The organism is Streptomyces shinuiensis, from assembly GCF_043660855.1.
Lineage (GTDB): Bacteria > Actinomycetota > Actinomycetes > Streptomycetales > Streptomycetaceae > Streptomyces.
Genome location: NZ_JBIHML010000001.1, coordinates 1,238,042 through 1,263,716, shown reverse-complemented (window position 1 = coordinate 1,263,716; position 25,675 = coordinate 1,238,042). Strand labels below are relative to the sequence as shown.

The following is a 25,675-nucleotide window of genomic DNA, read 5'->3' as shown; positions in this document are numbered from 1 at the left end:
CGCCGCCGTAAGCGGCGGAAGGGGGCGCCGGCCGCGGGAACGGCCGGTAGGGTCGGAGGAATGACAGGACAGGCTCGGATACGGCAGCCGGGCGATCGTGAGACGGCCCCGGGCCGGATCGCCCTGGTGCAGGCCTTCGTCAACAGCGTCAATGTCGAGTTCGGTCCGGACGCGTTCGCCACGACCCGAGGGCTCGCGCGCTGGATGGAACGGTTCGGTCTGGCCGTCGGCGAAGCCGGGGTCACCGAGGCCGGCCGGGCGCGCGCGGTCGAACTGCGGGAGGCGCTGCGCGCCCTGGCGCGGGAGCACAACGCCGGCGCGCCCGACCCGGAGGCCCGCGCCACCGTCGAGCGCATCGCCGCCGACTGCCCTCTGGTGCTGGCCTTCGACGAGTCCGGCCTGCCCGGGCTGCGCCCCGGCCGCGGTGGAGTGGAAGGCATGATCGGCCAGATCCTCGGCATCGTCGTCGAGGCGGCCCGGGAAGGCACCTGGACGCGGCTGAAGGCCTGCCACGACCACCGCTGCGAGTGGGTCTTCTACGACCGTGCGCGGAACCGGTCCGGCCGTTGGTGCTCCATGGCGGTGTGCGGAACCCGCGCCAAGATGCACACCTACCGGCAGGGGCTGAAGGCCGCCGCGAGCCGCTGACCGCCGGGCCGCGGGGGACCGCGGCCCGGGAACGGCGTCCGTCACGGGGCGTACTCCCTTCCGAGGACCAGACGCGCCACGGTGAGCTTGGTGGCCGCGGCCGTGCCGTCCGCGAGCTGGAGGCCGATGACGTCGCGCAGCCGCTGGGCGATGGGGCCGTCCTCGCTCCAGCCGAGGTGCCCCATGGTCAGCAGCGCCTGGTGGACGGCCTCCACCGCCGCCTTGGGCGCCCACCACTTGGCCATGTTCGACGGGATGCGGGGGTCCTCGCCCCGATCCGCCCGGCACAGCGCCTCGTAGGCGACCAGGCGTGCCGCGTGCAGCAGGGTGGTGTGCTCCACGAGCGGGAACGACACCGACTGGAACCGGCCGAGGGGCCGGCCGAAGGCGGTCCGCCGGGTGGCGTGCGCGTACGCCTCCTCCAGCGCGGCGTTGCCGACCGCGATCGCCATCAGCGCGATCAGCGCCCGGGACACCCCGAAGCCGCGCATCACCGCCGCGAAGCCGCCGCCCGGGGCGCCGACCAGGTCGCCGGGGCCGACCCGGTGACCGTCGAAGACCAGCCGGCCCCGGCCGCCGGCCCGGCAGCCGAGATCGGTCAGCCGCTCCCGGCGAATCCGCTCGCCGTCCAGCGGGGTGTAGAAGGCGCTGATGCCGCCGGGTCCCTCGCCGCCGGTGCGGGCGAACACCAGCGCATGGGTGGCATGCGCGGCGATCATGATCGAGGTCTTCTCGCCGGTGAGCACCCAGCCGTCGCCGTCGGCCCGGGCCTGCAGCTGGATGCCCGCCGCGTCCGTGCCGTGGGCCGGTTCGGTCAGCGCGAGGGCGACCACGTGCTCGCCGCGGGCCAGCGGCGGCAGCCAGCGGGCCGACTGCTCGGGAGTCCCGTTGTCGGCGAGCACGCCGCCGATGAGGGCGGAGTTGAGCACCGGGAAGCACACCGAGAGGTCGGCTGCCGCCAGCTGCTCCAGGGCGATGCCCGCGCTGACGGCGTCGAGGCCGAGGCCGCCGTACCGCACGGGGATCCGCAGGGCGAACAGGTCCGCGGCCGCCATGTCCGGGATCAGTCCCGGACGGTAGGTGGCGCCGCTGTCCTGCTCCTTCCGGTGCGGGGCGATCTTGTCGGCGGCGAACTCGCCCACCCGCTTGACCAGTTCGTTCTGCGATGGAGTGAAGGTGAAGTCCATGGAGGTGTGCTTCCTTTTCTCGGGCTCTTCCCGGGCGTCCGGGTTCTCAGGTCCGCAGCCGGTCGCGCAGGGCGAACTTCTGGATCTTTCCGGAGGGGGTGCGCGGCAGCGCCGGCACCTGTTCCACCCGTTCCGGCCAGTACGTCCGTGCCATGCCGAGGCCCGCCAGGTGGTCGCGCAGCTCGGGCAGGCCGAGGGCCGGACCGGTGGTGACCAGGAAGGCGCAGGCGCGCTCGCCCAGCCGCTGGTCCGGGTAGCCGACCACCGCGACGTCCTTGACCGCGTGGTGCCGCAGCAGCGCGGCTTCGACCTCCACCACCGGGATGTTCTCGGCGCCGCGTACGATCACGTCCTTCACCCGGCCGGCGATGCGTATGCCGCCGTGGCCGTCGTCCCGGGCCAGATCCCCGGTGTCGAACCAGCCGTCGGCGGTCACCGAGGCCCGGTACACCTCCTGGCGCCGGAAGTAGCCCACGCACTGCGCGGAGCCGCGGACCTGGAGCAGACCCGTCTCGCCGGGCCGTACCGGGCCGCCGTGCCGGTCGGTGATCCGCACCTCCATGCCGGGGACCGGGGTGCCGTCGCTCTCCGCGGCGCGCAGCGGCGGCTGCTCGGGGCGGGTGACGGTGACGCAGCCGTTCTCGGTCATGCCCCACAGCGCGTACACCCGGCAGCCGAGCACCGCGTCGGCGTCCTCCACGAGCAGCGGGGCGATCGGCGCGCTGCCGGTGGCGAAGCTCCGCAGCGAGGACAGGTCGTGGGGGTCCTCCCGCTGGGCGTCGATCAGGTCGGACAGGAAGGTGGGCGCGCCCATGAAGAAGGTCACCCGCTGCTCCTGGACGACGCGCAGCATCTGCTGCGGGTCCCACCGGTCCACCTGGACCGCGGTGGCGCCGAGCAGCAGCGGCATCACGAAGTTCCAGGTGAATCCGGCCTGGTGGGTGGTGGGCGAGCCCATCGCCGTGACCTCGTGGGCGGTGAGGCCCAGGACGTCGGCCTGCGCCCTGTTCATCGAGTACAGGGTGTTGTGGCTGTGCACGACGCCCTTGGGCTCCCCGGTGGTGCCGGAGGTGAACATGATCTGCGCGGCGTCGTCGGGGCCGGCTTCGAGGCCGTCCAGCGCGGCGAGCAGCTCCGGGTCGGGCTCGGGGGCGTAGAGGTCGTCCGTGAAGTCCAGGGCGCCGCCGCTCCCGTCACCGCTCCCGCCGAGCAGCACCCGGTGGCGCAGGGTGGGGACGGCGCGCGCGACCTCCTCGCTCATCCGGGCGTAGGAGAAGCCCCGCAGTTCGGCGGCGCCGATGTAGACCGGGCTCGCGGTGAGCCGGGTCATGAACTCCACCTCGCGGCGGCGCATGTTCGGCACCACGGGGCCGGCGACCGCTCCGATCCGGGCGGCGGCCAGGCAGAGTGCCACCAGTTCCCAGGAGTTGGGAAGCTGCAAAGTCACCACGTCACCGCGCCGCACCCCGAGCCGGAGCAGCCCGACGGCCAGCCTGTCCACGCGGCGGGCGAGCTCGCCGTAGCCCACGGACTCGGCCCGCGCACCGGAGTAGCAGATCAGGGCGGTCTTGTCGGGGTGCAGGGCGGCCCAGCGGCGCAGGTCGTGCAGGATGGTCTCGTCACGCCACCAGCCGGCCGCGCGGTATTCGTCCGGTCCGGGCCGGGCGAGGGGCTTGACCGTGCTCACCGGCCGCTCCCTTCCGTCTCCGCGAGCGCCCGGCGGGCGCGGTCGGCGATGGACTGTGCGCTGACACCGCCCTGTTCGAGCAGGTAGCGCTGGCTGCCGGACACCGGGACGAAGGCGTCCGGCATCGCGATCCGGTGCACCCGGACCGGCCGCAGCGCGCTGAGCTCCTCGGCGACCGCGGAGCCGAACCCCCCGGACCCCCAGTGCTCCTCGACCGTGACCACCGCCTGTTGGTCCCCCAGGGCGTCGAGCAGCGCCGGGGTGTCCAGCGGCTTGACGGTGTGCAGGTTCAGCACCCCGGCCGAGATGCCGTCCCGTGCGAGGGAGCCGGCGGCCTCCAGCGCGGCGAGGACCGGGTAGGGACCGCAGGCGGCCAGGGTGATGTCCGTTCCGGTGCGCAGGATCTGGGCCTTGCCGAGTCGCGGGGGCCCGCCGGCCGGAAGACCGGGCGTGGCGCCCCGGCCGAGCCGGAGGTAGACCGGCCCGCCCAGGGCGAGCGCCTGCCGCAGCAGGTGTTCGGTCTGGGCGGCGTCGCCGGGCACCAGGACGGTCATGTGCGGCAGCGCCCGCATCGCCGCCAGGTCCTCCAGCGCGTGGTGGGTGGGGCCGAGGTGGCCGGCCGACACACCCGAGTGGGTGGCGGCGATCAGCACCGGCAGGTTGCTCAGGGCTATGTCGAGCTTCACGGCCTCCAGGGCGCGGGACGAGGCGAACGCCGCCATGGTGCTGACGAGCGGGATCCGGCCCTCGCGGGCGAGACCGGCGGCCGCGCCCATCAGGGTGTGCTCGGCGATGCCGAGGTTCAGGTAGCGGTCGGCGCCGGTGCCGAAATCCACCCCGCCGAACAGACCGGTGTCGCTGTCCAGTACGACGAGCCGGTCCTCGGCGGGCAGCAGTTCGGCGACGGTGTCGCGGTAGACGTCGCGCGCCGACCGGGCCGGGGCGTCGGCGGCGGGCCGGGCGGGGGCGGGGGCCGTGGTCATCGCAGGCCTCCCGCGGCGGCGCGGAGCGCCTTGAGGAGGTTGAGCTGCTGGCGCCGGTTCAGCCGGACGTAGTGGCTGCGGGCCTGCCCCTCGACCTGGGCGACACCCTTGCCCTTGACGGTGTGTGCGATGACGACGGTGGGCCGGTGCGGTTCCGGGGGCAGGGTCAGAGCGGCGGTGAGCGCCTCGGTGTCGTGGCCGTCGGTCTCCAGGACCCGCCAGCCGAAGGCGCGCCAGCGATCGGCCAGCGGTTCGAGGGCGCCCACCGACTCGGTCTCGCCGCTGATCTGCAGGCCGTTGCGGTCCACGATCGCGGTGAGGCCGCCGAGCCGCTGCGCGGAGGCGACCGATGCGGCCTCCCACACGGAACCCTCCTGGAGCTCGCCGTCCCCCATCACGACGAAGCAGCGCCGGTCGGAGCGGTCGAGGCGGTGCGCCAGGGCGTAGCCGACCCCGAGGGCCAGACCGTGGCCGAGGGAGCCGGAGGGCATCTCCACGCCGGGGATCCCGGGATGCGGGTGGGCCGTGAAGTGGCTGCCCGGCTCGGCGTACCCGGTCAGCTCCTCGGCCGGGAAGTAGCCGGCCTCGCAGAGCGCCGCGAACAGGGCGATGCCGCCGTGTCCCTTGCTGAGCAGCAGCACGTCGCGCTCGGGCAGACCGGGGAAGCGGGAGTCGTGGCGCAGCACCCGGAAGTAGAGGACGGACAGGATCTCGGCCAGGGACATCGAGCCGCCCAGGTGGCCGCCCTCGCGGCTCGCGCACATGGCCACGATGTGCTCCCTGATCCGGGCGGTGGCCTCGGAGAGCTCCGTGTCCCCGAGCGGGCCGGCGGAGCCGGTGCGGCCTGCTGCCGCACCGGCTGGGGCCGGAGTGCGGCTCAGCAGGGGTGTGCTGCTCATTGCCTGGTCCTTTCGGCAGGTGGTGTACGACGTCGCGGTACGGGTCAGTTGGGATGGAGACCGGTGAACTCCAGGCCGCACTCCTCCGGTTCGCCGAAGCGCACGTTCATGCACTGCACGGCGTTGCCGGCGCCGCCCTTGACGAGGTTGTCCAGAGCGGCGATGACGGTGACGGTGGAGGAGCCCCGGTCCAGGGCGAAGCCGACATCGCAGAAGTTGGAGCCGGAGAGGATCTTCGCGTCGGGGAAGCGGTGCATTCCGCGCCGTGCGGCGACGATCCTGACGAAGGGCTCGTCGGCGAACCGGGAGCGGTAGGCGGAACGGACGGCGCGCTCGTCCACCCCGTCGGCCAGGTTCGCCCGGCACAGCAACTGCACGCCGCGGACCGCCTCGACGCCGGTCGCCGTCATCCGCACGGTGTGCCCGGTCGCCTGGGCCATCTCCGCCTCGTGCCGGTGCCGGGTGGGTGCGAACACCCTCAGTGCGCCGCTGCGTTCGGCGTGCAGGTTCTCCGAGCCCGCCTTGGCGCCGGAGCCACTGGACCCGGTCCTGGCGTCCACGGTGATGTCGTCCCGGATCAGTCCGGCCTCGGCGAGCGGGACCAGGGAGAGAATGCCGGCCGTGGCCATGCAGCCGGGCACGGAGATCCGGTCGGCGGTGCGCAGGCTCTCCCGGTGGAACTCGGGCGTCCCCTGGGTGAAGGTGCCGAGCAGTTCGGGGGCCTCGTGGGGGGAGCCGTAGTAGTTCTCGTAGGTGTGGGCGTCCCGCAGCCGGAAGTCGCCGGACAGGTCGATGACGACGCCCGCCCGGGTGAGGAACTCCGGCATCCGCTGCATGGTCTCGCGGTGCGGTGTGGCGAGGAACAGCACGTCGCAGCGGTCGAGCTGGTCCGCCGAGGAGAAGGTCAGCCGGGTGCGGCCGCGCAGATTGGGGTGGACGCTGTCGACGGGCCGCCCCCGCAGGGTGCGGGAGACGGCGTGGACGATCTCCACCTGCGGGTGGCCGACCAGCAGGCGGAGCAGCTCTCCGCCGATGTAGCCGGCCGCTCCCACAACGGCTGCCTGGATCATGTCTTCGCCGCCTTCGTCATCAGGGCGGCGATGGCGTCCGCCACGTCGGTCTCCGTCCCGTGGGCCTGTTGCAGCCCCCGGAACTCCACCCGGTCGTTGACCTCCAGTACGGTCAGCCGGCCGTCCGGGTCCTGGAGCAGGTCCACTCCCGCGATGTGCGCGCCGACGGTCTCGGCCGCCGCCACGGCGAGCTCGGTGAGGCCGGGCTCGAGCGGGCAGCGTTCGCTGACCGCGCCGCGGGCGACGTTGGTACGCCACTCCCGGCTCCTGCGGTACGTCGCCCCGACGGCCTGCCCGTCCACCACGAGCACCCGGATGTCGCGGTCGACCTTGGGTACTTCGCTCTGTACGTAGACGATGTGCGACTGCGGGGAAGGCAGGGCGGCCAGGTGTTCCAGGACGGCGGCCGCCGTCTCGGGGTCGCCCACCCTGGTCACCAGACGCCCCCAGGAGCCGACCAGCGGTTTGATCACCGCGGGGTAGCCGAGCCGGTCCAGGGCGCCGAGCGCCGCGTCCGGGGTCAGCGCGAGGGCGGTCTCGGGAGTCGGCAGCCCCCGGGCGACCAGGGCCGCCGAGGTCTGCCACTTGTCACCGCAGACGGCCGTGGCGGCGGCGCCGTTGAGCACCGACACGCCCGCCGACTCCAGCGCGGCCGCCGCGTACAGCGCCCTGTAGTGGCCCACCTCCCGGTTCAGCACGGTCCGCGGGCCGGTCCAGGGGGCGCCCGCCCGGACCGACAGCGACCGGGGGTCGATCTGTTCGCACGCGAAACCGCGCCTCTCCAGAGCCGTCAGGATGGCCTTCTCCTCGAAGCGGACCCGCGATGCGAGGACACCGAGCCGCATGGCCGCGGAACTCATCTGGTGGTTCTCCTCTCTCTCGAAGCCGGCCCGTTACTCGCCCCAGTCCTCTTCGACCTCGGGCGCGAGCACGGTCCGGGGCGGCTCGACCGATTCGATCTCCAGCTCGATCCGGCACTCCGGGCACTCGAGTATTTCGCCGACCCGGGCGCCGTTCTCCCATGGGACCTCGGCGTCGCATTCGAGGCATGCGGTGGCGGTGAGAGTATTCGACATGGCGTTTCCTTTCGTCAGTGAATTCCGGTGAAACAAGGCCGACTGTATCCCTGGGAATCATTCCGGTTGGCCGGGTTCAATGAACGGCTCGAATGGAATCGAGTCCGGCTGCTTATGCGGGGTGAAATGCGGGGGCGTGCGCGGTCAGGCGGCCGAGGCGCTCAGGGCGGCCGCCTCGGGGAGGCCGGAGCCGGCGGTGTCCAGCGGGTAGCCCTGCAGGGCCTGCCGGAAGGCCTTCTCCGCGACCCGGGTGAACTCCCCCGGGACGCCGCCGGAGGCCAGCGCGAAGGTCACCGGCAGAGGCGCCGGCGGCGGCGGGAGCCCGGGGCGCATGGCCGGGGACAGGCCCCACAGCTCGTCGCCGTTGGCGACCAGGCAGGTCATGCCCAGGCCCGCCTTGGCGGCCGAGCGCAGACCGATCAGCTCGGGCCCCTCGTAGGCGATCCGCCAGGCGACGCCCGCGTCGTCGAGGACCGCGCAGGCCAGTTCGCGCAGGGTGCAGGGGGCGGGGAAGAGCGCCAGCGGCAGGGTCTTGCGCTCGCCGGTGGCCGGGCGGCCGAACCAGGCCATGCGCATCCGGCCGAGCTCCACGCCCTCCGTGCCCGCTTCGGGGGCTTTGGCCTGGAGCAGCAGGGCCGCGTCGAGCTGGCCGGTGCTGAGCTGCTGCGCCAGTGCCTCGCTCGCCCCGGTCCTGACCCTCAGCTGGACCTGCGGCAGGCCCCGGTTGACCAGCCGGAGGAACTCGGGCAGCACCTCGGCGAGCTGGCTGGCCACCCCCACCGACAGCAGGACCTGGCCGGCCTCGGGCACGAACCGGCCGACCATCTCGTCGTTCAGCGCCACCATGCGACGTGCATAGCCCAGCAGTTCCTCGCCCTGCGGGCTGAGCCGCATCTGCCGCCCGGTGGAGGCGAAGACCGGCCCCCTGATGAAGCTGCCCAGTTGGCGTATCTGCTGGCTCACCGCGGGCTGGGTGATGTGCAGGGCTTCGGCTGCCCGCCGGAAGCCGCCGTGGTCGACCACGGCCACCAAGGCTCTCAGGCGATTTATCTGCACGTCGCGACGCATTTTCTACCCCGTTCTCTCGTAAGACTCTTCGAGAAGCTGCGGTCAGCCTAGGGCCGGCTCGATACCGGCTGCCACGATGTCGCTCACAGGATGCGTATGAGATCTTCACGCCCGGCGGATGAAATTTTCAGACGCCGGGGGATCAACGCGTCTTATTCCAGTCATAAATAGTTGATGTTGGATTCCCGGCCGCATTACCCGGGAGGTGTCTAACGTCAATACCAGAAAAATCCGCCGCATTGAAAACCGAGGGAGACGCCATGCTGGCAGCCACCATCGATCCCGCAGTACAGCAGGGGGTCCGTATACAGCTCGCCGATCCGGACCTCGCCGAGCGCAGCCCGGGTGAGGAGTTCGCCTGGTCGGCGCGCGGGGCCGGCGCCGGAGAGGACTGCGTGGTGCCGTTCCGCGCCCATCTCCCGGCCGTGTTCCCGCTGTTCGCCACCCGGCCCCGGTACGCCGTGCGGCACCTGCTGAAGACGGCGTCGGTCGCCGACGCGCCGGTGCCCTACGTCTACGAGCCGGCCGCGGGCACGGCCACCTCCGGCACCTCGTACGCCACCACCCCGGAGGGTTCCTTCGTCCCCAGGGTGGAGCACGCCGAGCTCACCGATCTGACGGTGCGGGTGCCGCTGCCCGCCGGGCTGCTGGACGAACCGGCGCTGCTGGCCTCCTTCGTCGACTACCGGGTACTGGTCCGCCTGTCGGTGGTGGAGAACCAGACCCTGCTGCACGGCAGTGACGACAAGGCGATCACCGGTCTGCTCGACCTGCCCGGTGCGCGCCGGGGCGGCCTCGGCGACGACGTGTACGCGTCCATCACCGAAGCGGCCGCCGAGGTGGAGGAGACCGGGGGCTCCTGCGACGGCATCGTCGTCCACCCCTTCACCTACTGGGAACTGGTCCGCGCCGGAGTGCTCGGCCGGCTGGGGGCGGCGGGCATCACCGTCTCCCGCACCCGCATGATCCCGCGTGGCCGGGTCCTCCTCGGCGACTTCCGTGCCGCCGCCACCCTGCTGGTGCCCGGAGTCGCCTCGCTGGCGCTGCGCCGCGGGGCGGGCCCGGACGCGTCCGACGTCATCGAGGCGACCAGCCGGGTCGGACTCGCCGTCCACCTGCCCCAGCACTTCCTGCTGCTGACCCGCGACTGACACGGCGGTCGGCAGACGACGAAGGGATTCCGACCATGACCGGCCCTCCTGCCCGCGTCCTCTACATCACCGGATGGATGCGCAGCGGCAGCACCCTGCTCGGGAACGTCCTCAACGAGCTCCCCGGTGTACGGCACGTCGGGGAGCTGCACTTCCTGTGGCGCAACGGCGTCCTCGGCGCCGGCACCAACTCCACCTGCGGCTGTGGGCAGCCCCTGACCCGGTGCTCGCTGTGGTCGGAGGTGCTCGCGGCGCCACCCGCCCGGACCGCCGAGGCCACCGCGCACCGGACGGTGGACCTCCAGCGGTCACTGGTCCGCACCCGGCACACCCGGGCCCGGCTCGCCGAGGTGCGCGGTGAGCGGTCCGCGGCCCCCGGCCTGACCGAGCTGCTCGACCGCTCGGCCGCCGTCTACCACCGGGTCGCCGCCCTCGGCGGCGAGCGGCTGGTGGTGGACGGCTCCAAGTGCCCGGCGGAGGCTGCGGCCCTGCTCGGCCGCGCCGACCTCGACGTCCGGGTGCTGCACATGGTGCGCGACCCCCGGGCCACCGCCTTGTCCTACCGAGGTGCGAAGGCGTACATCGATCCGATGTCACCGGCCCGCAGCAGCGGGTACTGGACGGCCTTCAACCTCGCCTCCGAACGCGTCGGCCGGGCCGCCGGCGACCGCTACCTCCGCGTCCGGCACGAGGACCTGTGCGCCCGGCCCCGGGAGACGGTGGCCGAGGTGCTGCGCTTCGCCGGACTGGAGGACGAGTCGCCGGTCGACGGATCCGGCCGCATCCCGCTCGGCGTCAACCACACCGTCACCGGCAATCCGGACCGGCTGCGGCGCGGAGCGACGCGGATCCGCCCCGACGACCGGTGGCGCACCGCGCTGTCCGCCGCCGACATCGCGGCGGCCACCGTGCCGGCCCTGCCCCTCCTGAGCCGCTACGGCTACCCCGCCGCACCCTCGCGGACCGCTGTCCGGGGCGGCGAACCGTACGGGGCGGCCGCGCCGCTGAGGCCGGGTGGGCTCCGGTGAACCTGGGACTGGCCGGCCGGGCCGCGATGGTGGCGGCCTCCAGCAGCGGCATCGGCCTCGCGGTGGCCCGGGTGCTCGCCGGGGAGGGCGCCGACGTGTCGATCTGCGGGCGCGATCCCGAGCGGCTGGCCGCCGCGCACCGGGAAGTGGACGCCTGCGGCCCGGGCCGGGTGCTGAGCCACGTGGTGGACCTGCGCGACGAGGACGCCGCCGCCGGGTGGGTGGAGCGCACCGCCGAGGCGTTCGGCGCCCTGCACGTCGTGGTCACCAACTCCGGCGGTGTGCCCTTCGGGTCCGTGCAGGACTTCGAGGTCGCCCAGTACCGCGAGGCGGTCAACGACAACCTGCTGCCCCACATCTCGCTGTCACTGGCCGCCGCGCCCCATCTGAAGCGGGTCGGCTGGGGCCGGATCGTCATGATCACTTCCGAGTCGATACGCCAGCCGCATACGGGCAGCGGACTGTCCTCGGTGGCCAGACTCGGCGTCCTCGGCTTCGTCAGGGGACTGGTCGACGCCTTCGGCCCGTCCGGAGTGACCGTCAACGTGCTGGCACCGGGCTTCCACCGCACCCCGATCCTCGACGTGCAGTACGGCGACCAGGTCGAGGAGCGCCTGGCCGAGGTCGCGGCCGGCCTTCCACTCGGCCGGATCGGCCGGGCCGAGGACCTGGGCGCCCTGGTGGCCTTCCTCGCCAGCGAGCAGTCCGCGTTCGTCACCGGGAGCGTGCTGGTGGCGGACGGCGGCAACACCCGCGGTGTCGGATGAGGCCCGCCGGCCGACGGATGCCGCCCGCACTCACAGCCGAAGGAGTTCCGCACATGCAAGCCCTGGGAGAAGTCGCCAGCTCGTGCGAGGCCGCGCTCTACGTGGTCAAGCTGGGCAGCGCCACCCTGTCGCACAGCCGCGTCTTCGACGAACTGCTCGACCTGGGCGGACGCGGTGCCCGGCTGCTCGTCGTCGCCGGGGGAGCGTCCGGTATCGCCGAGCACTACCGGCGCACCGGGCGGGAGATCCGGACCCTGGTCTCCCGGAACGGTGACGAGATCCGCTACTGCCCGCCGGAGGAGATGCGGCACATCGTCGCCGCGTACGAGGAGGTGACCCTGCCGCTGGTGGAGGAGGAGCTCACCCGGCGGGGCCTGTCGGTCTTCACCTCCGTGGCGCGGGGCGCAGGCCTGGTGACGGCCACCGCCAACGGGCCGCTGCGGGTGAAGGAGGGCGACCGCACCCGGCTGGTCCGCGACCACCGGGCGGGCAGCGTCGCGGCGGTGGACGTGCCCCGGCTCAACGCGCTGCTCGACGCCTTCGACGTGGTCTGCCTCTCACCGCCGGTCGCCGACGCCGAGGGCGGCACTCCGCTCAACGTCGACGCCGACGTGCTCGCCGCGGAGCTGGCCCGGGCCCTGGACGCCGACCATCTGCGCCTGGTCACCGGGACGGCCGGGCTGCTCGCCGATCCCGGCGACCCCACCAGCACCCTGCGGCACCTCACCGAGGGCGAGGGCGGACAGTACGCCCGGGGCCGGATGAGGCAGAAGGTCAGGGCCGCCGAGATCGCCATGCGCGGCACGTCCGACACGGCGATCACCGGACCGCACACGGTGTCCGCGGTCGGCGCCACCCGGTTCTGGACCGCCACCCCGCCGGCCGGCGACCTGGACCTGCTGTCCCGGGCGGTCCAGGTGCCCTCCGTCTCCCGGGACGAGCGCGAGTTCGCCGAGTTCCTGGCCGAGTGGTGCGAGGACAACGGGATCAAGGCCCAGATCGACACAGTGGGAAACCTGGTGGCCACCAAGGGATCGGGGGACCGGCGGCTGCTGATGCTCGGCCACCTGGACACCGTGCCGTACCGATGGCCGGTCGGCTGGAACGGAGAGGTGCTCTCGGGCCGGGGCTCGGTCGACGCCAAGGCGAGTCTGGTGACCTTCCTGCAGACCCTGGCCGCCCTCGAACCGCCCGAGGGCGTCGAACTGCGGGTGGTCGGCGCGGTGGAGGAGGAGATCACCGGCGCCGGGGCCTTCCACGTCCGCGACGCCTACCCGGCCGACGCGGTGATCGTGGGGGAGCCCAGCGGCGCGGCCGCGCTCACCCTCGGCTACTACGGTCTGGTCAAGATCCGCCTCCACACCCGTGAACACGTCGGGCACACCGCGGGCGAGGGCGTCAGGACGGCCGGCGACCGACTGGTCGACGTACTGGCCGCGATACGTTCCGAGGTCGCCCGGACCGCCCCCGAGGCCCTCACCGCGACCCTGGGCGTACGCGCCCTCAACCAGGGCGACGTGCAGGCCGGGGAGGCCGTGGTGGACGTGCGGCTGCCCCCGGGCCACGCGGTGGACGCACTCCTGGACGTGCTCCGGGCGAGGGTCTCGGACCCGGTCCGGCTGGAGGTGCTGCGAGCCACCCCCGGGCTGGCCACGCCGCGCACCAGCCCGCTGGTCAAGGCCTTCCAGCGGGCCTTCGGGGAGGAGGGGACAAGGCCCCGCTATCTGATGAAGAAGGGCAGCAGTGACATGAACACGCTTGCCACCACCTGGCGCGACGTCCCCATGGTCGCCTACGGCCCCGGTGACTCGAGCCTCGACCACACTTCCGCCGAGCGCATTGACGCGACCGAATTCCGGCAGGCCCAGCGCCTGCTGACCACCGCGGTCCGAGAATGGAGCACGATGTGACCTCGCAGACGATCACCCCGGACACCGGCCTCGCCCCACCCGGCCCGCTGTGCACCTGCTGTCCCGGGGCGACGGTGTGGCTGACCGGACTGCCCAGTTCCGGAAAGACCACCGTGGCCCGGGCCACCGCCGGACTGCTGCGGCGGCGCGGCCGCCGGGTGGAGGTGCTCGACGGCGACGAGGTGCGCCGCACCCTTTCGGCCGGTCTCGGCTACTCCCGCGAGGACCGGCACCGCAACGTGGAGCGGATCGGCCGCGTCGCCCAGGTCCTGGCCCGCAACGGAGTCACGGTCCTGGTCCCGGTCATCGCCCCGTACGCCGCCTCCCGCGACCTGGTGCGCTCATGGCACCGCGAGAGCCGTACCGAATTCCTGGAGGTCCACATCGCCGCCCCGGTGGAGATCTGCGCACGGCGCGACGTCAAAGGGCTGTACGCCCGCCGCGAGGCCGGTGAGATCAGCGGCCTGACCGGGGTGGACGACCCCTACGAGGCGCCGGCCGCCCCCGACCTGCGGATCGACTCGCACACCGAGCCGGTGGCCGACTCCGCCGCCCGGCTGCACGCCCTGCTCGCCGAGAGGGGACTGGCATGACCGCCCTCATCACCGAAGCGGCCGCCGTACCCGCCGCCGGCCCGCACGTCCTCTCGCATCTGGACGTTTTGGAGTCGGAGGCGGTGCATGTCTTCCGGGAGGTGGCGGGTGAGTTCGAGCGGCCGGTGATCTTGTTCTCCGGTGGCAAGGACTCCATCGTGATGCTGCATCTGGCGCTGAAGGCGTTCGCTCCGGCGCCGGTGCCGTTCGCGTTGCTGCACGTGGACACCGGCCACAACTTTCCCGAGGTGATCGACTACCGCGACCGGGTGGTGGCCGGGCACCGGCTGCGCCTGCACGTGGCCTCGGTGCAGGAGTTCATCGACCGCGGGGAGCTGCGCGAGCGGGCGGACGGCACCCGCAATCCGCTGCAGACCGTGCCGCTGCTGCACGCCATCGCGGCCAACCGCTTCGACGCGGTGTTCGGCGGCGGGCGGCGCGACGAGGAGAAGGCCCGGGCCAAGGAGCGGGTGTTCTCCCTGCGTGACGAGTTCGGCGGCTGGGATCCGCGCCGTCAGCGCCCGGAGCTGTGGCAGCTGTACAACGGCCGTCACGCCCCGGGTGAGCATGTGCGGGTCTTCCCGCTGTCGAACTGGACGGAGCTGGATGTGTGGCAGTACATCGGGCGGGAGGGGATCGAGCTGCCGGCCATCTACTACGCCCACACCCGTGCGGTCTTCCGCCGGGACGGGATGTGGCTGGCGCCGGGCGGGTGGGGCGGCCCGCGGGAGGGTGAGACGGTGCGGGAGCGCCGGGTGCGGTACCGCACCGTCGGTGACATGTCCTGTACCGGGGCGGTGGACTCCGACGCCGCCACCATCGAGGAGGTCATCGCGGAGATCGCGGCCTCCCGGCTGACCGAGCGGGGCGCGACCCGGGCCGACGACAAGCTGTCGGAGGCCGCCATGGAGGACCGCAAGCGAGAGGGCTACTTCTGACCATGGACATCACCGCCGTATCATCCACCGGTGGCCTCCCTCGCACGGCCGCCACCGATCCGCTGCCCCCCACCGGAACCCTGCGCCTCGCCACCGCCGGTTCGGTCGACGACGGCAAGTCCACCCTGGTCGGGCGGCTGCTGCACGACTCCAAATCGGTCCTGGCCGACCAGCTGGAGGCCGTCGAGCACGCCTCCCGCAACCGCGGCGCCGCCGGCCCGGACCTGGCGCTGCTGACCGACGGACTGCGCGCCGAACGCGAGCAGGGCATCACCATCGACGTGGCCTACCGCTACTTCGCCACCCCGCGCCGCCGGTTCATCCTGGCCGACACCCCCGGCCACGTGCAGTACACCCGCAACATGGTCACCGGCGCCTCCACCGCCGACCTGGCCCTGGTCCTGGTCGACGCCCGCAACGGCATCGTGGAACAGACCCGCCGCCACCTCGCGGTCGCCGCCCTGCTGCGCATCCCCCAGGTGACGCTCGTCGTCAACAAGATGGACCTGGTCGGCCGTTCGGAGCGGGTCTTCGAGAGCATCGCCGCCGAGTTCGCAGCGTGCGCCGCCTCGCTGGGCGTGTCCCGGACGACCGCCATCCCGGTCTCCGCGCTCGCCGGGGACAACGTGGTGCACCCGTCCGACGGCATGGACTGGTACGCCGGGCCCACCGTGCTCGAACACCTGGAGACGGTGCCGGCGGGCGTCGATCCGTGCACCGAGCCGGCCCGCCTTCCCGTGCAGTACGTCATCCGGTCCAACAGCACCGACCACCCCGACTACCGCGGTTACGCCGGCCAGATCACCTCCGGACTGCTCCGGGTCGGGGACCGTGTCGTCGTCCTGCCATCGGGTCGCACCTCGGTGATCGAGGCCATCGACACGCTCGGCCGGCCGGCCCGGGCCGCCCGGGCACCGCAGTCGGTCACCGTCCGCCTGACCGACGACCTCGACGTCTCCCGCGGCGACCTGCTGGTCCCGGCCGCCGCCGCGCCCCGGGCCGGCCGGCGGCTGCAGGCGACCGTCTGCCATCTGAGCGAACGACCGCTGCGCGCCGGACAGCACGTGCTGCTCAGGCACACCACCCGCACCGTCAGGGCGCTGGTCGTGAAGGTCGGCTCCCGGCTCGACCTCCACGACCTCACCGAACGGGCGGGCCCCGGCGTGCTGGAGGCCAACGACATCGGCCGGATCGTGGTGCGCACCGCCGAGCCGGTCGCCCTGGACGGCTACGCCGAGCTGCGGCGCACCGGCTCCTTCCTGCTCATCGACCCCGGCGACGGTGACACGCTGACCGCGGGCATGGCCGACATGCCGGACGACGAGGAGGCCGTGACCGCCGAATGAACCGTCACCGAACGGCAGCCCGCGGCCGGCGGGGGGACGAGGGGGCGGCGGTGGACCGGCGGCGCACCGCACCGGCCCCGGCGTCCGGGTGCCCCCCGCGCCCGGGAGGAGCCGGCCGGCCCGGGCCTTCGGGCCGGCCCCGCCCCCCACGGGGACCTGAAGGACCTGAACCCGGTTCCGCTCTCCCTGTGACACCGTCACACCGTCGTCTGGGGTCCACACCGTGAAACCGCCTTCCGTCCCTCCACAGCCGGGCCTGATGCAGCTGTGGTCGCTGCGCGAGGACTCCGGGCTCCGGCCCGGCCCGGAGGGCCCGGGCAGCCCGGACACCTGGCTGGTCGGCACCCCCTGGGGGGACGTCCGGCTGCCGGCCGGCGCGCCCGTGGTCGCCCGCGCGCTCGAGCGCATGACCTACGGTCCGGTGTCGCTGGACAACGTGCTGCCCGGCTTCACCGACGGCACCGGACCGGAGGACGGGGACCGGCCTCAGCACGCCGCGCTCAGGGACGCGCTGGCCGCGCTGCAGCACGTGGTGGTGCGTACGCTCACGCTGACCGACGGGACCCGCCAGATGACCGTCGTGCCCACGGCCCGACGGTCCCGGTTCACTCCCGGCAGGCCCGGGGCGGACACCGTGCACCGGCTGTCCCGGTTCGCCGTCCTGCGCACCGGGCCCGAGGGGGGCGTGGTGGAGTCGCCGCTGTCCGCGCACCGGGTGCTGCTGCACACACCGCAGGCCGGGGGGCTCGTCGGCTGCCACATGCGGCCGACGGCGGTACGGGAGGCGGCCCGGCTGCTCGGCCGGCCGCTGGAGGAGACACGCCTGGTGGTGGGATACCTGGCCGCGGCCGGCATGCTGGTGCCGGGGATCCCGCGGCCGGGCGGCACCTCACTCGTCTTCGCCGAGGACCGGGAGGCCCCGCTGGCGCACTGGTCGCCGTACGAGCTGATGCTCCACCAGCGCAGCAGACCGGGGTCGCACGACGAACCGGTCGGGCGGACCGAGGTCCGCGCGGTCGACCGCGGTGCGCGCGGCGTCCGGGACGTGCGCGGCGACGTCATCGCACTGCCCGTGCCCGGCCCGGCCCGTGAGGGGGAGCCCGGCCTGAGCGAGGTGCTGGCGGCCCGGTGTTCCCTGCGCGTGGACGGCGGATGCCCGCCGTCCCTGGAGGAGCTGGGAGAGCTGTTGCACCGGTCGGCCGGCGTCGGCCCGTCCGGCCGGCGGCCGTACCCGAGCGCCGGCTCGCGCTACCCGCTGGAGCTGTACCTCACGATCGCCGGCGGCGGCGATCTGAAGCGGGGGGTCTACCACTACGCTCCGCACGGGCATCTGCTGACCCCGCTGGACACGGCTCCGGATCTGGTCGACGACCTGCTCGGCGAGGCCGGGACGAACGCCGGACTGAGCCATGAGCCCCCGGTACTGATCAGCATGACGGCGCGCTTCCACCGGATGGCCGCGTTCTACCGGGGCACGGCCTACACCGCCCTGCTCAAGGAGGTCGGCGCACTGCAGCAGACCCTGTACCTGGTGGCCACGGCCATGGGCCTCGGAGCGTGCGCCCTGGCCTTCGGGGACACCGAGACCGCCGCCCGCGCGTTCGGCCTCGACTGGCGAGCGGAGCCGGGTGTGGGCGAGTTCGTGCTGTCCGCCCTGCCGGAGCCCGCGGCCGGCGGCGCGGGGGACGAGGTCAGAGCCAGCCCGCGTCCCTGGCGATCCGCACGGCGTCCATCCGGTTCCGGGCGCTGAGCTTGGTCACCGCGGTCGTCAGGTAGTTGCGCACGGTGCCCGCGGACAGGAACAGCGCGCGGGCGATCTCCGGAACGTCCTCGCCCTGCGAGGCCAGCCGCAGGACCTCGGTCTCCCGTTCGCTGAGCGGACTGTCGCCGGTCTGGAGGGCGGTGAGTGCCAGCTCCGGGTCCACCACCCTGCCTCCGGCGGCCACCTCACGGACCGCCGCGGAGAGCCGGGCGGGGTCGGTGTCCTTGAGCAGGAACCCCGAGACCTTCGCCTCCATCGCGCGGCGCAGGTTCCCGGGCTGTCCGAGTGTGGTCAGGATGACCGTGCGGCACGCGGGCAGCTCCCGGTGGAGCAGCGCCGCGGCCCTGATGCCGTCGATCCCCGGCATGTCGATGTCGAGGACCGCGACGTCCGGACGGTACTCGCGCGCCAGGGGGAGCACTTGGTCGCCGTTGTCGGTCTCGGCCACCACTTCGATGTCCGGTTCGAGTTCGAGCAGCGAGACCAGGGCACGGCGGAGTATCAGCATGTCCTCGGCAAGCAGAACCCTGACCACTGTTTCCCCCGACGTCCTCGTGGTGATCGACTCACTCCCCTGTGAATGCTATGTGCGGACCGGGCGGTTGGCGGGTCCGGCGTTCGCGGCCTTCCGCCGGTTCACCTCCTTCCGGGACGCGGAGGCGGAACCCTGAGCACGCCCGGGAACCCGGAGCCCAAGGTAGAGCACCGCCGCCGGTGCGGACACCGTCCGGTGTCCGCACCGGCGGCCGCGGCGGCACGACCGCGCCCGGCCGGGCGTGTCCGGCGTCGGACGGCCGCCAGCCGGTCGACGGTCCCGGGGCGTGGGCTGCCCTCGCTCGCCGGCGGAGGATCCGCGAGGACGGCCGCCGGGACGTGACCCGTCTTCCTCCGGTGCTACGGCCGGCCGGACCGGCACCGCTTCGCGCGGGTCACTCCCGTCCGTACGCTTCCCCCGCCCCCCGGCTCGGCGCCTCCGGTTCCGTGCCCGGGACGAAGAGCGCGGCCAGCTCCTCCGGGGTGCGGGGCGCGGTGGCGGCGGTGGGCAGGCCCCGCGCCCGCAGCAGCCGCGCCACCGCGACGCCCCAGGGCAGCCGCAGCCCCGCCCGGTGCAGGAGGCCGGTGCGGGCCAGCATCGTGGCGGCCGGTCCGGTGCGCACTCCGTCCGGGGTGAGCAGCGCCGCGTCGTCGGCCCAGAGCAGGGCGAGGTCGACGTCGTGCGTGGCCATCACCACCGTCGTCCCGCCCTCGCACAGCCCGCCCAGAGTGGCGAGCAGCCGCTCCCGGCCGTCCGGATCGAGTCCCGCAGTCGGCTCGTCCAGCACCAGGACCTCCGGCCGCATCGCGACCGCCCCCGCGATCGCGGTCCGCTTGCGCTGGCCGTAGGAGAGCAGATGGGTGGGACGGTCGGCCAGGTGGCCGATGTCCAGGGCGGCCAGCGCTTCGTCGACCCGCACGCGCACCTCGGCGTCCGGCAGCCCGAGGTTCAGCGGCCCGAAGGAGACGTCCTGGGCGACGGACGCGGCGAAGAGCTGGTCGTCCGGGTCCTGCACGACCAGTTGGACGGTCGTCCGCAGCCGGGTCAGTCCCCTGCGGTCGTAGGCGACGGGCCGGCCCCGGAGGGTCAACTCACCGGTGTCCGGACGCAGTCCGCCGCTCAGCAGCCGCATCAGCGTGGTCTTGCCGCTGCCGTTGCGGCCCAGCAGGGCGAGCGTGCGCCCCCGGCGCACCTCGAAGTCGAGGCCGCTGAGCACAGGCGGCCCGTCCTCGTAGGAGAAGGACACCTCCCGCAGGGCCACGAGTGCCGACTCGCTCACGTCAGCGGTCCTTCCAGGAAGAAGGTGAGGGCGGTCACGGCACCCAGGAGCGCGATGCTGCCGGACGTGAAGCGCCCGGAGACGCCCGCCTCGGGCACCAGCACCCGCAGGGCGCCGTCGTAGCCCCGTCCGGCGAGGCCGTCCTGGAGCCGGGCGGCCCGGCCGAAGGCGCGCACGAACGCGGTGGCGCCGAGCCCGCCCAGGGAACGCCAGGCGGCGGCCCGGGTGGTGTGCCCGAGCCGGGCGGCCTGTGCCTCGCGGACCCGGCGCACGGAATCCAGCAGCAGGAAGCTCATCCGGTACGTCACCAGGGCGACGTCCACGACCGGCGCGGGTACGCCGGCCCTCACCAGGTGGGGCAGCAGATCGGACATCGGGGTGGTGAAGGCGAACAGCAGCACGCCCAGAGAGGCCGCCGAGGTGCGCAGCAGCAGCTCCCCGGCGCGGGCCGGGCCGCCGTCGGCGAGGGACAGGAAACCCTCCGGGCCGGCGACCTGGACGAGCAGCGTGGCCGCGCCGGTCACGCAGAAGCCCAGGGGCACCCGGCAGGCGCGCCACAGCCTGCGGCCGGGCACGCCCGCCGGGCCCAGCAGCACGGCGAGCGCGGTGAGGGCCACCAGGGCCGCACCCGGCCAGGGCGGCAGGCAGAGCGCCAGCACGGTGAGGCCGAACCCGAGCACGGCCTTGTCCACGGGGTGGCGGCGGCGCCAGCGGCTGCTGTGCGCCGCCGCGTCGATCGGCAGCACGGGACTCAGGCCCCCCGGGCCCCGGAGTCCCCGGCGGTCCCCGCGGCGTTCCCGGCTTCCTCCGGCCGCGCCGCGGCCCGCCGCTCGCCCTGGCGGCGCCCGCGGCGCAGGCCGAAGTAGTAGGCGAGGACGCCCGCGCCCAGCGCGGCCTGCAGGGCGAACAGCGCCGACTCGACCTCACCGGACGGCGGCTCGTACAGCGGGGAGAACCACGGCTCGTAGTCCGGCTCGATCTCGGTGATCGTCGTCTCCGCCTCGCCGTCGGCACCGGCGAACGGCTCCTCCTTGTGGTCGCCGAGGCCGAGTGCCGGGGGCAGGACCGCGAGCGCGGCCACGGCGAGCAGCAGCAGGGCGTTGATCCTCGTGTTCCTCCTCATCACGCCACCGCCCCGCTGCCGGCTGCCTTCTCCGCCCCGGACCGCCTGCCGGACACCAGCACTCCCAGCCGGGTCAGCTCGCCCCGGCTGGACTGCACCAGCAGCCGCATCACGAACACCGTCAGGAGCCCCTCGCTCACCGCGAGGGGGATCTGGGTGAGGGCGAAGATGGAGCCGAACTTGCCGAGCGCGCCCCAGAATCCGCTGCCCGGGTCGGGGAACGCCAGCGCAAGCTGCGCGCTGGTGACGCAGTAGGTGGACAGGTCGGCGGCGAAGGCGCCGAGGAAGACGGCCGCCATCAGTGGCGCGCCGTACCGCCGCAGCAGCCGGTAGAGGGCGTATCCGGTCCAGGGGCCGACGATCGCCATCGAGAAGGCGTTGGCGCCCAGCGTGGTCAGACCGCCGTGCGCGAGCAGCAGTGCCTGGAAGAGGAGTGTGATGGTGCCCAGCACCGCCATCATCGGCGGCCGGAACAGGATGGCGCCCAGCCCCGTGCCGGTGGGGTGCGAGCAACTCCCCGTCACCGAGGGAAGCTTCAGAGCCGACAGGACGAACGTGAAGGCCCCGGAGGCACCCAGGAGCAGAGTGCTCTCGGGATGCTCCCTGACCTCACGGGTGAGACAGCGGACTCCGTGGAAGATGAAAGGTGCGGACGCGACGCTCCAGGCGACCGCGTGCGCGGGGGGCAGGAAGCCCTCGGCTATGTGCATGACCGGACAGACCCTCTCCAGCACCTCGTGGATGGTTGACGCGCCTTGGCCGGTCTCCTGGCTGACGGGTACCACCGCCCGGGCTCCGCCTTCCCGGGTCCCGAAGGACCCAGTGGCCGCCCGCGAGGGCTGGAGCCGGACTTCCCGATCACAGTGGCGAGGGCCGCACCGGTATCGCACCGGATTTCCCGTTCACCAAGGCGTGGCGACAGTAGTGCGCGTGCGGAAGCGTTGGCAAGCAGGCCTTTTCCGCGTACGGGCCCCCTCGCCGCGTGCGGCCGGCCGGTGGTGGGCCGTTACACCGGGCGTTCTCGGAGCGGGAATCCGGGCTGAGGAGTCCGGCCGCCCCGCCGGCTGTGACGCGATCGACACGGCGTCCCGCCGGCGCGGGACGCCGACGGGGGAGGCATCCGCCGCGTCGCCGGGGTTTTCCGTCGGGCTGCTGTCGGTGATGCTCCTGACCGTCGGCGTCGCCGGCCTGCTCGGCGCCGTACTGGCCGGCCGCGCGGCCGACGCGCTGGGCCCGCGGCGCAGTCTCCGCCTGGTCGTCGGCGGACACCGCCGCGCCGGCGCTGGCCGCGGCCCTGGGGTTCGGTGGCGTCGGCGACCCGGTCGCGCCGGGCGCGGTCATCGCCTTCCGGGCGGTGTTCGCGTGGGGTCCGAGCCCGCCGGTCCAGAGGAGCGTCATGGGCGCGGCGGGCCCCGTGCGGCGATGACCGCCCTCGCCCTGAACATCTGCGCCCTCTACCTCGGCACCGGGGTGGCGGGCGCTCTCGGCGGCGGCGTCACCGGCGTCACCGGCGTTGCGGGCGTCGCGGGCGCCGGCCGGGTGCCGGTGGCGGCCGCCGCACTGATGACCCCGTCGTTCCTCCTCGCCCCGCGCGCGGTGCCCGGGACGCGGACCGGGGACAGGGGCCGACCCCGGCACGCCGACGCCCGAGGTTCCGGTCGGGGCGGGTTCCCGCCCCGACCCTGGCCCCGGCCTCAGCCGGTGGTGGCGGGGCCGAACCACCTGGACAGGTGGTCGAGCAGCCCGGACTGCTCCTCGCCCACCCACGCCACGTGGCCGTCCGGTCGCAGCAGCACCGCGGGTACGTCCAGACCCCCGCCGATATCCCCGCCGATGTCGGTGACATGGTCGACGCGGTCCGCCCAGCCCGACACCGACAGCCGGCCGGTCCCGTCCAGCAGCAGCCCGCGTCCGCCGTGCATCAGCTCGTACAGGCGGCGGCCCCGCCCCAGCTTCACGTCCGGCAGCCGCCGGCCGAGCAGTTCGTGGCCCCCGCCGAAGTCGTAGCGGACCGAGATCGCGGTGATCTTCTCGGTCAGATGCCGGTTGACCTCCTCGAAGTCCATCAGCTCCGACACCAGCCGGCGCACCGACCGCGGGCCGGGCTCGGTGGACATCAGAGCCATCTGCGCGCGGGTGTTGTCCAGTACGCCGGCGGCCACCGGGTGCCGCTCGGTGTGGTAGCTGTCCAGCAGTCCCTCGGGCGCCCGGCCGGCGACCTCGGCGGCCAGTTTCCAGCCGAGGTTGAAGGCGTCCTGGATGCCGAGGTTGAGGCCCTGCCCGCCGACCGGCGGGTGGATGTGGGCGGCGTCGCCGGCCAGCAGCACCCGGCCGGCCCGGTAGCGCTCGGCCTGCCGGGTGGCGTCGCCGAAACGGGAGAGCCAGCGCGGCGAGTGCACACCGAAGTCGGTGCCGGCGACCGCCCGCAGCTGCCTCCTGACCTCCTCCAGGGTCGGCGGGACGGTGCGGTCCTCGGCCAGTCCCCCGGCCGGCACGACGACCCGGTAGACGCCCTCCTCGACGGGCCCGACGCCGAACCGCAGCTGGGTCCCGCGCACGTCGGCCACCACGGACGCGATCACCGCCGGGTCCTCGGTCGCCTCCATCTCGCCCAGCAGCGTCTCGACCCCGGCGGGCTCGCCGGGGAAGCCGACGCCGAGCAGCCTGCGCACCGTACTGCGGCCGCCGTCGCAGCCGACGGCGTACCGCGAGCGCAGCCGCGTACCGTCCGCCAGCTCGACGGTCACCCCGTCCTCGTCCTGTTCCAGACCGGTCACCTCGCAGCCGCGCCGGATCTCGGCGCCCAGCTCGGCGGCGCGCTCTGCCAGCAGGCGGTCGGTGACCGGCTGCGGGATGCCCAGGACGTAAGGGTGCGCGGTGTCCAGCCGTTCGGGCGAGGGCTTGGGGATGCCGGCGAAGAAGCCGCCGACCGGGTACTGCCTGCCGTGCAGGAGGAACCGGTCCAGCAGACCGCGCTGGTCCATCACCTCGATGCTGCGCACATGCAGGCCGAGCGCGCGGACGACCCTGGTCGGCTCCGCCTCCTTCTCCAGTACCACCACGCGCACGCCGTGCAGCCGCAGCTCGCAGGCCAGCATCAGACCGGTGGGTCCGGCGCCGGCGATGATCACGTCGATCACGGAAGTCCCCCATGTGAAGAGATCGGTCCCGGGCCGGCCGCTCCATGCCTCCCACAAGCACACGACAGCGCACACAACCTGTGAAAACCGCCTTTTGCGAGTTTTCCGGCCCAGGGCGATGATTCTGCGGCACGACCCGGGCCTTGCCGCAAGGCCCCCGGTGCGCTATACGTTGAGGGTGGCGAGGAGTAGATCCTCTCCTTCCCCGGCCATCCGTCGCAGGCGCACGCCCCTCCCAGCGAGGTCGGCCCGTCCGCCTTCCTCCGCGCTGGTGCGCTCCCCGCGTGCGAGCAACCTCGTCGTCGGCACCTGAGCCCCGGCGTGATCCCCCGTCCCGGGCCACGGCCCGTGAGATCGCCGCCCCACACCGCCGGTGTTGACCTTCGACCTGGTTGAAGCCCGACGATGACGGGGTGTCGAATTCCGAGCTGATGCCCATCGGGGTCTTCGCCCGGCGCACCGGTCTGACCCCCAGCGCGCTGCGGTTCTACGCCGACTCCGGGCTGCTGCCGCCCGCCGAGACCGACCCGGTCTCGGGCTACCGCTACTACGGCGCCGACCAGGTGCCACGGGCCGCCACCCTGCGCCGGCTCCGCCGGATCGCCATGCCGCTGACCACCGCCGAGGCGGTGCTCGACGCCGGGCCCGGCGAGGCGTCCCGGCTGATCGACGAGCACGTCGCGAAGGTCCTCGGGGACGCGGCGGCGGTACGCGGGGAAGCCGCCGAGCTCAAGTCGTCGCTCCACGGCGCGCCGAGCCGGCCGGTCGCCGCGCTGAAGGGGCCCGTACTGGCCGACGCGGTCGAGCAGGTCCTGACCGCGACCGCGTGCGATCCGGAGCTGCCGGTGCTGGGCGGACTGCGCGTCGAGGCGACCGCCGAGGCGGTAGCACTGACCGCGACCGACCGGTACCGGCTCTCGACCCGGACGCTCGTCCCCGCCGAACCGGCGGCCACGGCCTGGGCCGCCACGGTCGACGGCGGTGAACTGCGGTCCGCGGCAGGGGAGATGCGCCGAAGCCCGCTGGTGCGGATCGAGGCGACGCCGTACGGCGTCCGGCTGCGCATGGCGGGACGGGAGGACCGGCACTGCCGGGTGCTGACGGAGGAGTTCCCCGACCACCACCTGATGCTCGCGTCGCTGCCGGAGGCCACCACCCGCGTGACGGTGGCGAAGGACGCGCTGCTGCGGGCCCTGGAGGAACACCCGGGCGAGCGGATCGAGTTGCACGTGGCTCTGCACGGCCTGTCCCTTCCGGCGGCCGGCGGACACCCTGGCGCCCCGCTCCCGGCCACCGTGACGGGACGGGAGGCGCGGATCTCGTTCGAGCTGACCACCCTCTACCCGGCCGTCAGCACCGCCATCGGCCCCGACGTGATGCTCGACCTGCGCGGACACGACCAGCCCGTCACGGTCCGCTCCGCCGACCGCGGCGACCTCACCACCTGGGCCATGCCCGTCAGTCCCGACCACCGCGCCTGACCGA

24 protein-coding genes and 1 riboswitch are annotated in these 25,675 nt (G+C 73.7%); of the genes, 10 read left to right on the top strand and 14 right to left on the bottom strand.

Annotated elements, in window-relative coordinates; translation table 11 throughout:
* Window positions 1–60 precede the first annotated feature (60 nt).
* Complete coding sequence (locus ACGRHY_RS05595; protein ID WP_394634289.1) at window positions 61–648, top strand: CGNR zinc finger domain-containing protein; 588 nt, start codon at window positions 61–63, stop codon at window positions 646–648.
* A gap of 41 nt (window positions 649–689) precedes the next feature.
* On the opposite strand, the gene ACGRHY_RS05590 is transcribed toward ACGRHY_RS05595, so the two are convergent.
* The 8 genes from ACGRHY_RS05590 to ACGRHY_RS05555 all read right to left on the bottom strand — a co-directional run bounded on the left by ACGRHY_RS05590 (window position 690) and on the right by ACGRHY_RS05555 (window position 8,618).
* Window positions 690–1,835 (bottom strand): acyl-CoA dehydrogenase family protein, encoded by a 1,146-nt coding sequence (locus ACGRHY_RS05590; protein ID WP_394634288.1) that lies wholly within the window; start codon window positions 1,833–1,835, stop codon window positions 690–692.
* A 46-nt stretch (window positions 1,836–1,881) separates the two neighbouring features.
* Complete coding sequence (locus ACGRHY_RS05585) at window positions 1,882–3,522, bottom strand: AMP-binding protein (RefSeq protein WP_394634287.1); 1,641 nt, start codon at window positions 3,520–3,522, stop codon at window positions 1,882–1,884.
* A complete protein-coding gene (locus ACGRHY_RS05580) occupies window positions 3,519–4,505 on the bottom strand; it encodes a transketolase family protein (RefSeq protein ID WP_394634286.1) in 987 nt (328 codons plus the stop codon). Before ACGRHY_RS05580 ends, ACGRHY_RS05585 begins: the two co-directional genes overlap by 4 nt.
* The gene (locus tag ACGRHY_RS05575; RefSeq protein ID WP_394634285.1) at window positions 4,502–5,404 is read right to left on the bottom strand and encodes a transketolase; all 903 of its coding nucleotides are present in this window, start codon (window positions 5,402–5,404) and stop codon (window positions 4,502–4,504) included. The genes ACGRHY_RS05580 and ACGRHY_RS05575 overlap by 4 nt, the downstream gene beginning before the upstream one ends.
* A gap of 44 nt (window positions 5,405–5,448) precedes the next feature.
* Window positions 5,449–6,474 carry an N-acetyl-gamma-glutamyl-phosphate reductase gene (argC, locus tag ACGRHY_RS05570; RefSeq protein WP_394634284.1) on the bottom strand — a complete coding sequence of 342 codons (1,026 nt, stop codon included), beginning with the start codon at window positions 6,472–6,474 and terminating at the stop codon, window positions 5,449–5,451.
* On the bottom strand, window positions 6,471–7,334 hold the full coding sequence (locus ACGRHY_RS05565) for a RimK family alpha-L-glutamate ligase (RefSeq protein WP_394634283.1): 864 nt from the start codon (window positions 7,332–7,334) through the stop codon (window positions 6,471–6,473). Before ACGRHY_RS05565 ends, argC begins: the two co-directional genes overlap by 4 nt.
* 33 nt (window positions 7,335–7,367) lie before the next feature.
* Window positions 7,368–7,550, bottom strand: a complete 183-nt coding sequence (locus ACGRHY_RS05560) for a lysine biosynthesis protein LysW (RefSeq protein WP_394634282.1) — start codon at window positions 7,548–7,550, stop codon at window positions 7,368–7,370.
* 144 nt (window positions 7,551–7,694) lie between these two features.
* Window positions 7,695–8,618 (bottom strand): LysR family transcriptional regulator, encoded by a 924-nt coding sequence (locus tag ACGRHY_RS05555; RefSeq protein WP_394634281.1) that lies wholly within the window; start codon window positions 8,616–8,618, stop codon window positions 7,695–7,697.
* A gap of 260 nt (window positions 8,619–8,878) precedes the next feature.
* Between ACGRHY_RS05555 and ACGRHY_RS05550 the strand changes: the two genes are divergently transcribed.
* The 8 genes from ACGRHY_RS05550 (at window position 8,879) to ACGRHY_RS05515 (ending at window position 18,101) form a co-directional block, all read left to right on the top strand.
* Window positions 8,879–9,769, top strand: coding sequence for a family 3 encapsulin nanocompartment shell protein (locus ACGRHY_RS05550; RefSeq protein ID WP_394634280.1), 891 nt, complete (start codon window positions 8,879–8,881; stop codon window positions 9,767–9,769).
* 35 nt (window positions 9,770–9,804) lie between these two features.
* A complete protein-coding gene (locus ACGRHY_RS05545; RefSeq protein ID WP_394634279.1) occupies window positions 9,805–10,797 on the top strand; it encodes a sulfotransferase in 993 nt (330 codons plus the stop codon).
* On the top strand, window positions 10,794–11,564 hold the full coding sequence (locus tag ACGRHY_RS05540; protein WP_394634278.1) for an SDR family NAD(P)-dependent oxidoreductase: 771 nt from the start codon (window positions 10,794–10,796) through the stop codon (window positions 11,562–11,564). The genes ACGRHY_RS05545 and ACGRHY_RS05540 overlap by 4 nt, the downstream gene beginning before the upstream one ends.
* Window positions 11,565–11,617: 53 nt before the next feature.
* Entirely contained in the window at window positions 11,618–13,474 is a 1,857-nt protein-coding gene (locus tag ACGRHY_RS05535) for a M20/M25/M40 family metallo-hydrolase (protein WP_394634277.1), read from the top strand.
* Entirely contained in the window at window positions 13,459–14,067 is a 609-nt protein-coding gene (gene cysC, locus ACGRHY_RS05530) for an adenylyl-sulfate kinase (protein ID WP_394634276.1), read from the top strand. Before ACGRHY_RS05535 ends, cysC begins: the two co-directional genes overlap by 16 nt.
* A complete protein-coding gene (gene cysD / locus ACGRHY_RS05525) occupies window positions 14,064–15,005 on the top strand; it encodes a sulfate adenylyltransferase subunit CysD (protein WP_394634275.1) in 942 nt (313 codons plus the stop codon). The genes cysC and cysD overlap by 4 nt, the downstream gene beginning before the upstream one ends.
* Before the next feature lie 2 nt (window positions 15,006–15,007).
* Entirely contained in the window at window positions 15,008–16,351 is a 1,344-nt protein-coding gene (locus tag ACGRHY_RS05520) for a sulfate adenylyltransferase subunit 1 (RefSeq protein WP_394634274.1), read from the top strand.
* Window positions 16,352–16,574: 223 nt separating this feature from the next.
* On the top strand, window positions 16,575–18,101 hold the full coding sequence (locus ACGRHY_RS05515) for a SagB family peptide dehydrogenase (RefSeq protein ID WP_394634273.1): 1,527 nt from the start codon (window positions 16,575–16,577) through the stop codon (window positions 18,099–18,101).
* Here ACGRHY_RS05515 and ACGRHY_RS05510 read toward each other — a convergent pair.
* The 6 genes from ACGRHY_RS05510 to rox all read right to left on the bottom strand — a co-directional run bounded on the left by ACGRHY_RS05510 (window position 18,043) and on the right by rox (window position 24,190).
* Entirely contained in the window at window positions 18,043–18,648 is a 606-nt protein-coding gene (locus ACGRHY_RS05510; protein ID WP_394634272.1) for a response regulator transcription factor, read from the bottom strand. The two genes, ACGRHY_RS05515 and ACGRHY_RS05510, sit on opposite strands and share 59 nt — an antisense overlap.
* Before the next feature lie 394 nt (window positions 18,649–19,042).
* The gene (locus tag ACGRHY_RS05505) at window positions 19,043–19,927 is read right to left on the bottom strand and encodes an energy-coupling factor ABC transporter ATP-binding protein (RefSeq protein WP_394634271.1); all 885 of its coding nucleotides are present in this window, start codon (window positions 19,925–19,927) and stop codon (window positions 19,043–19,045) included.
* Complete coding sequence (gene cbiQ, locus ACGRHY_RS05500; protein ID WP_394634270.1) at window positions 19,924–20,673, bottom strand: cobalt ECF transporter T component CbiQ; 750 nt, start codon at window positions 20,671–20,673, stop codon at window positions 19,924–19,926. Before cbiQ ends, ACGRHY_RS05505 begins: the two co-directional genes overlap by 4 nt.
* Window positions 20,674–20,678: 5 nt before the next feature.
* On the bottom strand, window positions 20,679–21,050 hold the full coding sequence (locus tag ACGRHY_RS05495; RefSeq protein WP_394634269.1) for an energy-coupling factor ABC transporter substrate-binding protein: 372 nt from the start codon (window positions 21,048–21,050) through the stop codon (window positions 20,679–20,681).
* Window positions 21,050–21,760, bottom strand: coding sequence for an energy-coupling factor ABC transporter permease (locus tag ACGRHY_RS05490; protein ID WP_394637929.1), 711 nt, complete (start codon window positions 21,758–21,760; stop codon window positions 21,050–21,052). The genes ACGRHY_RS05495 and ACGRHY_RS05490 overlap by 1 nt, the downstream gene beginning before the upstream one ends.
* A gap of 30 nt (window positions 21,761–21,790) precedes the next feature.
* Window positions 21,791–21,975: riboswitch (cobalamin riboswitch) on the bottom strand.
* 769 nt (window positions 21,976–22,744) lie between these two features.
* On the bottom strand, window positions 22,745–24,190 hold the full coding sequence (gene rox / locus ACGRHY_RS05485) for a rifampin monooxygenase (protein WP_394634268.1): 1,446 nt from the start codon (window positions 24,188–24,190) through the stop codon (window positions 22,745–22,747).
* A gap of 413 nt (window positions 24,191–24,603) precedes the next feature.
* Here rox and ACGRHY_RS05480 point away from each other — a divergent pair, with 413 nt between their 5' ends.
* On the top strand, window positions 24,604–25,671 hold the full coding sequence (locus ACGRHY_RS05480) for a DNA polymerase III subunit beta family protein (protein ID WP_394634267.1): 1,068 nt from the start codon (window positions 24,604–24,606) through the stop codon (window positions 25,669–25,671).
* The last annotated feature ends 4 nt before the right edge of the window (window positions 25,672–25,675 follow it).

Excerpts from the sequence above, each read along its gene's own strand:
- ACGRHY_RS05560 (WP_394634282.1), bottom strand. The coding sequence starts at position 7,550 with ATGTCGAATACTCTCACCGCCACCGCATGCCTCGAATGCGACGCCGAG.
- cysD (WP_394634275.1), top strand. The coding sequence starts at position 14,064 with ATGACCGCCCTCATCACCGAAGCGGCCGCCGTACCCGCCGCCGGCCCG.
- ACGRHY_RS05495 (WP_394634269.1), bottom strand. The coding sequence starts at position 21,050 with ATGAGGAGGAACACGAGGATCAACGCCCTGCTGCTGCTCGCCGTGGCC.
- ACGRHY_RS05490 (WP_394637929.1), bottom strand. The coding sequence starts at position 21,760 with ATGCACATAGCCGAGGGCTTCCTGCCCCCCGCGCACGCGGTCGCCTGG.
- ACGRHY_RS05545 (WP_394634279.1), top strand. The coding sequence starts at position 9,805 with ATGACCGGCCCTCCTGCCCGCGTCCTCTACATCACCGGATGGATGCGC.
- ACGRHY_RS05555 (WP_394634281.1), bottom strand. The coding sequence starts at position 8,618 with ATGCGTCGCGACGTGCAGATAAATCGCCTGAGAGCCTTGGTGGCCGTG.
- ACGRHY_RS05550 (WP_394634280.1), top strand. The coding sequence starts at position 8,879 with ATGCTGGCAGCCACCATCGATCCCGCAGTACAGCAGGGGGTCCGTATA.
- ACGRHY_RS05590 (WP_394634288.1), bottom strand. The coding sequence starts at position 1,835 with ATGGACTTCACCTTCACTCCATCGCAGAACGAACTGGTCAAGCGGGTG.
- ACGRHY_RS05580 (WP_394634286.1), bottom strand. The coding sequence starts at position 4,505 with ATGACCACGGCCCCCGCCCCCGCCCGGCCCGCCGCCGACGCCCCGGCC.
- ACGRHY_RS05535 (WP_394634277.1), top strand. The coding sequence starts at position 11,618 with ATGCAAGCCCTGGGAGAAGTCGCCAGCTCGTGCGAGGCCGCGCTCTAC.
- ACGRHY_RS05595 (WP_394634289.1), top strand. The coding sequence starts at position 61 with ATGACAGGACAGGCTCGGATACGGCAGCCGGGCGATCGTGAGACGGCC.
- argC (WP_394634284.1), bottom strand. The coding sequence starts at position 6,474 with ATGATCCAGGCAGCCGTTGTGGGAGCGGCCGGCTACATCGGCGGAGAG.
- ACGRHY_RS05520 (WP_394634274.1), top strand. The coding sequence starts at position 15,008 with ATGGACATCACCGCCGTATCATCCACCGGTGGCCTCCCTCGCACGGCC.
- ACGRHY_RS05565 (WP_394634283.1), bottom strand. The coding sequence starts at position 7,334 with ATGAGTTCCGCGGCCATGCGGCTCGGTGTCCTCGCATCGCGGGTCCGC.
- cysC (WP_394634276.1), top strand. The coding sequence starts at position 13,459 with ATGGAGCACGATGTGACCTCGCAGACGATCACCCCGGACACCGGCCTC.
- ACGRHY_RS05575 (WP_394634285.1), bottom strand. The coding sequence starts at position 5,404 with ATGAGCAGCACACCCCTGCTGAGCCGCACTCCGGCCCCAGCCGGTGCG.